The 6,055-nt window shown below is 61.3% G+C and carries 5 protein-coding genes and 1 pseudogene; 3 read left to right on the forward strand and 3 right to left on the reverse strand.

Annotation, left to right across the window (positions count from 1 at the left end):
* Together I8J34_RS23685 and I8J34_RS23690 are read left to right on the forward strand one after the other, a co-directional pair.
* On the forward strand, positions 1–431 hold a 431-nt coding region (locus tag I8J34_RS23685; protein WP_214364110.1), incomplete at its 5' end, for a DUF2345 domain-containing protein.
* 25 nt (positions 432–456) lie between these two features.
* Positions 457–2,901, forward strand: coding sequence for a hypothetical protein (locus I8J34_RS23690; RefSeq protein WP_214364111.1), 2,445 nt, complete (start codon positions 457–459; stop codon positions 2,899–2,901).
* A gap of 43 nt (positions 2,902–2,944) precedes the next feature.
* Here I8J34_RS23690 and I8J34_RS23695 read toward each other — a convergent pair whose 3' ends face one another.
* Positions 2,945–3,943: a formylglycine-generating enzyme family protein gene (locus tag I8J34_RS23695; protein ID WP_214364112.1), complete on the reverse strand. Its 999-nt coding sequence runs from the start codon at positions 3,941–3,943 to the stop codon at positions 2,945–2,947.
* A 461-nt stretch (positions 3,944–4,404) separates the two neighbouring features.
* Here I8J34_RS23695 and I8J34_RS23700 point away from each other — a divergent pair, with 461 nt between their 5' ends.
* Complete coding sequence (locus I8J34_RS23700; RefSeq protein WP_214364113.1) at positions 4,405–5,283, forward strand: hypothetical protein; 879 nt, start codon at positions 4,405–4,407, stop codon at positions 5,281–5,283.
* Between the two features lie 118 nt (positions 5,284–5,401).
* On the opposite strand, the gene I8J34_RS23705 is transcribed toward I8J34_RS23700, so the two are convergent.
* Both I8J34_RS23705 and I8J34_RS23710 read right to left on the reverse strand, forming a co-directional pair.
* On the reverse strand, positions 5,402–5,764 hold the full coding sequence (locus tag I8J34_RS23705; protein ID WP_214364114.1) for an SUMF1/EgtB/PvdO family nonheme iron enzyme: 363 nt from the start codon (positions 5,762–5,764) through the stop codon (positions 5,402–5,404).
* Positions 5,765–5,846: 82 nt separating this feature from the next.
* Positions 5,847–6,055: pseudogene (locus tag I8J34_RS23710) on the reverse strand (IS3-like element ISAzo10 family transposase); the annotation flags it as partial.

A 6,055-nucleotide genomic window follows, 5' to 3' on the forward strand; every position in this document is an offset into this window, starting at 1 on the left:
CCGCCGACAAGACCGTCACTCTCGCCAGCACTAGCGCCAGCATCCACGCCAGCGCCAAAACCCACCTCCTGCTCACCGCGAAGGGCGCCTATCTCAAGCTCGAAGGCGGCAACATCGAGTTGCACGCGCCGGGGCCGGTCAAGCTCAAGGCGAGCATGAAGAATCTGACCGGGCCGGCCAGCGCGTCGGTGACCGGGCTGAAATTCCCGAAGGGTGGCGACCCGGCAGTCCAAAAGCATGTACGCGAGCTTTTCGACGAGCGCTTCGTGCTACGCGACAAGGTCTCGCAGCAACCGATAGCCGCCGCGCCCTACCGGATCGTCAATGACGCAGGCGAAATCGTTGATGCCGGGATGACCGACGAGAACGGGCAAACCGCTCGTGTGAAATTCAGTAAGGCCGAGAAACTCCAAGTCCTTTGGGGACATTGAATCCAGGTTGAACCGAGGCAACACGATGTACTCATCCACTGATCGCGCCGCCGTCCTGGGAGAAGGCCGGGCCAACACCACGTCTGGTAGCCGGGTCGACATTTATGTTGCACCAGCACCGCAAGCGTATCTACGTCTGGATACCGGGGAGGTGGTCGCCGTTCCCGCCGAGGATGCCATCGAGTTGAATAACGAGTTCGACCGTTGGAGCCGGCTGATGCACGACAAGTTGCTTGCCAATGAAGTGTTGGCATTGTGTGACGAGCGTTTGGCGATGATCGCCTTGGAGAAGGGGAAATTGCAGGATGTGAAGGACTCGCGGCTCGATGAGACTGAGCGCGAAGCCAAGCAAACGCAGTTGTTCGCAATCCAGTGGCGGGACGAGGCGACCGCCAAACTACGCGACGAACTCAAACCTCTGGCCAAGCTGGGAGACAGCGGAGCCCAGCTCATCGAGATGATCCCCCTCATGGAAAAGGAGGGTGACAAACCATACCAGCTCAAGGCAATCAAGGATCACGGCGAGTGGAAGCGTGACGCGCTCGACCTGAAGAAGAGGTGGGGGTTCCGGAGCGGCGCAGGGTTGCGGGACAAGATCACGCAAGAAGCGCGCTACATGGGGGTCGGGCCGCTCAAGGTCATGAACTCCGACAAGCTCAAGGCGAATTGGCCGAAACTCAAGGACCGGAAGGATTTGAAGTGGTCCGAGGTCTACAAGACCGACAGCGTGGGCAAGCGCCGCATTGACCGTAGCAAGATGCGCCAGTACCTAGGCGAACAGGTCCAGAGCCTCAAGCTGAGCAGCAAGGATTTCATCAAACTCGAGATCGAGAATTGCGGAACGCTTGGCCCGGAAGCTCTGGAGCGTTGGAACGAAAATGCCCACATCGAGCGATCCGGTGAAGTCGAAATCAAGGGCGCCAAGGTCGGCGATATCGACCTGAGCGCCGAAGCGGCCGCCATGCGCTACTTCAGCGGCGGAAGTCTGGCCGGGGAAATCTCGCCGCTAAAGGGAAACGTCTTCATCAAGGCCGAGGGCAGCGCGGAGGTCGCCTTTGCCGAAGGCCGGGCCAGCGCTGACTTCTACTTTCCGTCGAAAGACGGGCTGTTGCTGACGTTCTACGATCTGGCGCAGATCGACGCGATCGTTAATGGCAAGTCACCCGGACTGCCCTACGATCTGGGGGCGGTGCGTTTCGCGGCTGCGGCCGAGCTGTCGGGGGTGCTTGGGGTGAGCGTGGCGGGCGAAGTGTCCATCGGCATCGAGATGGTGGACATCGAAACCAAGGACGTGGACGGCAAGACCAAACCTGGCAAAGCGCCCCATATCAAGGGATCGCGCCAAAGAACGAAGCGGCGGAGTGCGGCGAACGTCACCGGCAAAGGCTCGGACTGGACCAACAAGGCCGGGCTGGGCGCCGAAGTGAACTTTTTTGCCGGCGCGCGCGGTGGCCTGCAACTGAAGGGTGCCGTGCAGTGGCGCAATCCGCACAACAAGGCGAAGGCATTCGAGGATTTCGCGGCGGTGGCCCCGAGGCTCGAAGGCATGGCGGGGCTGGCAGGCGAGGCCAAGTTCGCTGTTGAATACATCGACGGCATTTTCCGCATCACCGCCCATGCGGGACTGTGTTTCGGCTTGGGCGCCTCCGGTGAAGTGAGTTTGGCGGTGGGCGTGAAGCAGATCGGCAGCTTTGTGTTCTGGGCGTACTACACGCTGGGGCATGCGGGGTTCAGGTCGTTGGAGTTTGTGGCCGAAAGGGCGTTTGAAGCGTGGAAATACGTGATCTATCTCGTGGTGTGCGAGGGTAGAGCCATCGACAACTATTTTGCTCGGGAACTGGATGAAGCTGTTAAAGCATGGGAAATGAAGTTTGCCAAGGCCGACGCCAACATCGCACTCGGCCAATCCATCCTCGCCAAGCCCGAGTCGGTGCGCTACGGCCCGCCCGAAACCAAGGGCATGCTGCTCTACCAACTGACCCGGTTCAGCTTTGCAAACTGGCTCAAGGACGGCACGGGCGCGCATCTGGGCGATGACTACCTGCCTACCCAGCGCAAGGCAGCGCTGATGGTGCTGCGCCAGGCGCAGACCAAAGCGGATATGGACAACATCATCCAGCACATCGGGCCATTGGGCGAGAAAGGCGATCACCAGGCCAACATGGAACTGCTCAAGCGTTTCTTCGCGGCGGAAGGGCCGCGCGGGCTGGATGTGCCGTTCAACCGGACGCAGTATCAGAACGACTTTCAGGACATGCGGCGTCGCTTGGGCGACAAGGACTTCCTGGCCATGGAAGGCGACTTCGGCGCGTGGTACGACGCCACCCATGCCGCGCTCGCGGACGAGATGCGGCGCGGCTACGCGGCGCTGGACAATTCAACGCTGGAATATGCCTTGCAGAAGGACATGGCCAGGGACCATCCGCTTTTCGCTTCCAGCGAACACGGGTTCTATGGCGACATCGCTTGAATGCAGGCGCCGGCCCTGCCGGAACGCAGGACCGGTGTGAGGGTCAATGATTGTTGATCACGCAGCGGACGGATGGAGAGAAGGCCGCGGCAGACGGCACCATTGTTGTGTTTCCATTCTCATCAGGAATGCTTTCGCGCATTGGTACAGGCAAACCTTTGCGTCGCCAGACGTTAACTCCGATCTTCAGCGAGTCGCCATAGTTCCAGCTTCGAATTACTTTCTCCGTTCCTGATTCGGGGCCTTCCGGATCGCGCTTGTCAGCATTGGCGTAGGCATCCTCTGAATACCAATCATTGACCCATTCCTTTCCGTTGTAGCTCATGTCATGCAGCCCCAACGGATTGGCGGGGAACATCCCAACCGGATAGGGCGACATGAAGCCGCTGGTTGGCGACAACTTCTTCGCCTGCGCCGCATACGGAATATTCCTCCCATACGCAATAGTCCCGTCATCCGTCGCAATCATGAAGAACTGCCCCCGGCTGCGCGCGGCGTACTCCCACTGCGCCTCGGTGGGCAGGTCGAAGGGGTAGCCGGTGAGCTTGCCCAGCCATTGGCAGTAGTCCTTGGCGTCCTGCCAGTAGGTGCCTGCCGGAATGAATGGATTGCGTCCGCTGCCCTCGTACTCCATCCCCGTGCGCTTGCGCCCGGTCGCATCGGTGAACACGTCGAATTCTGCATACGTGGTCTTGTAGCGGCTGATCCAGAAATCGCTCAGGGTGATTTCCCGAACCTCTTTATCGTCCTCGTTGTAGGTCATGCGCGTGACCCCGTCGACGCCCATCAGCCGGGCGAAGTCCCCGCGCATGAAACTGCCGCCGCGTACATAGACCAGATCCTCGACCACCTTCTTGCGCAGCTTGGCGACGCGTTCCTCGATGCTGCCCTCGGACAGACCTTCGAGCGCCGCGAGCAGCTCGGGCGGCTGCTTGCGCACCGGCAGCTTCTCCAGGTCATCCTCGCTAATGAAGTGGTGGCTGATGGTCGGCTGGCGCGGTGGTTTGACCTTGGTGAGGCTGGGCGATTCGGTTCGGGGCAACGGAGGAATTCCGTTCCCAGGTGACTTGGCGGTTGAGCATGCCGAGGCAGTACATAGAACGAACAGAGCGGCAACAGCGTGACGTAGCGGCATGGGGATAACCAAGGACGTTGGGTCGGTGGATTATAACGTTGGCATGAACCTTGGCGTGTACGAATCACGAGGCCGGCCAATATGCCTTGCAAGATCGCGCGCAAGGCGAGCGCCGGCTGCGCAACCGCCAACAGGCCATCGACGCGCTTGGTCACGTAGGGCGGCTCGGTGACGAGCACTCATCCCGCCAACCGGTACATCAATCCGGCCAAACCATGGTTCGAACCGATACCGGTGGCGGCATGAATGCCATTGCCCTACCGGGCTACAAGCGCTAGAGTGCCGCTTGGCTATACCAGTGGCATTTCTGGCGGCGCGACCATACCCGGTGCTGCTCCGATCTCCTGACCAAATTACGGTACCAACGCATGACATCTGCTGCGCAACGCGTCCGCCATCATCTTTCCGTCCTGCTGTTTGGGCTGCTGCCCGCGCTGTCCGCCAACGCCGCCTGTCAACTCCCCGACTGGCCTTCCGACAAAGCCGTCCAGGCGCCGGCGCCTGCGCCCGGTACCCGCTGGGTGTACGCTGGCGGGCAGGAGTTCCCGCCGACGCAGTTGCGTCTGGTGGGTATCGACGACGGGGTGAGCGCCTATCACGTCAATGACACGCTAGAGCTGCGCGAAACGCAGGCCACCTACACCGAGGTCAATCCCTCGCGCCGCGGCGAGCAGGTATGGCTCCGCTTTCCCCTCGCCCTCAATGATTCATGGCAGGACGACTTCCGCGAGGAGGGTGAATACCAGTCTCCCTACGAGCACTATTTCTACGACTATCACGAAAGTGCGACCAGCCATGTAGCCGCCGTCGAGGAGATCACCGTCGCAGCCGGCACCTTCAAGGCCTTGCGCATCGATCGAGTCGCCCGGTGGACGAAGGAAAATCCGCGTGCCGCCGACGAGGCGAGAGCCGGTCGCGTGTTTACCGCAACCGCGCCGGTCGTCTCGGGCGTCACCCTGACTCAGCTGTGGTACGTTCCGCCCATCGGGCGTGTGGCCCTCAAGGCACAGATGCGTGTCGGCGACGGTTACTACGCCCGCCTGTCCAGCGGTCTCCTCGACCGGCGCAACGCCGCCATCATCGAGCTGCGTGCCTTCGAACGGAACGAGATCCATTGCGAGGACGTCCCGGTGCGTCTGGCGCGGCAGCCGGAGATGTACATGCCCCAGGGCTTCCCGGCCCAACAGAACGACAGTTGGGAATGGGCGTTCCAGATGCGTAACCACCATCCGCGCCGACCGCGCTGATTCGTAGCCGCTGGCTCAAACCACGTCCGGACGCGAGCTTCGTGTAAGTCATTGAGGGTCAACGATTATTCCGGCCGGTGCGCCCGGCAGTGCGGAGTTGTATATAGGGAGGAGATTGTCAGCCAGCGGGTGCCAGCGGCCCCAGCGGATGGCGGTGCTTGCCTTCATTTTCCATCCCCGTGCGCTTGCGCCCCGTCGCGTCGGTGAATACATCGAACTCGGCGTAGGTGGTCTTGTAGCGGCTGATCCAGAAATCGCTCAGGGCGATTTCCCGAACGATCTTGTCGTCCTCGTTGTAGGTCATGCGCGTGACGCCTTCGACACCCATCAGCCGGGCGAAGTCGCCGTGCATGAAGCTGCCGCCGCGCACATAGACCAGATCCTCGATCACCTTCTTGCGCAGCTTGGCGACGCGTTCCTCCACGCTGCCCTCAGAGAGGCTTTCGAGCGCTGCGTGCAGCTCGGGCGGCTGTTTGCGCACGGGCAGTTTGTCCAGATCATCCTCGCTGATGAAATGATGACTGATGGCCGGTCGGAGCAAGTCAAGATAGTTGTCGCCTGATTCATGCAACCAACCGTTTTATGTCTTCAGCATGACCGTGGCCGCAAATGGCCGCATCGCGCTCCGGATTGAGCGTGACCGCGCCGATTGGCGTCCAGTCGCGTGTCCCGCGGGACCAGCGTGCAGGATGGCGTTCGCGAGCCTCAAGATACGTCTGATGGCGCGCGGCCAGGATCGCTCGGTCCTCAAGGGCATGGCGCTGCGCAGGCG

Origin of the sequence: Denitromonas iodatirespirans, from assembly GCF_018524365.1 — a bacterium.
GTDB lineage: Bacteria > Pseudomonadota > Gammaproteobacteria > Burkholderiales > Rhodocyclaceae > Nitrogeniibacter > Nitrogeniibacter iodatirespirans.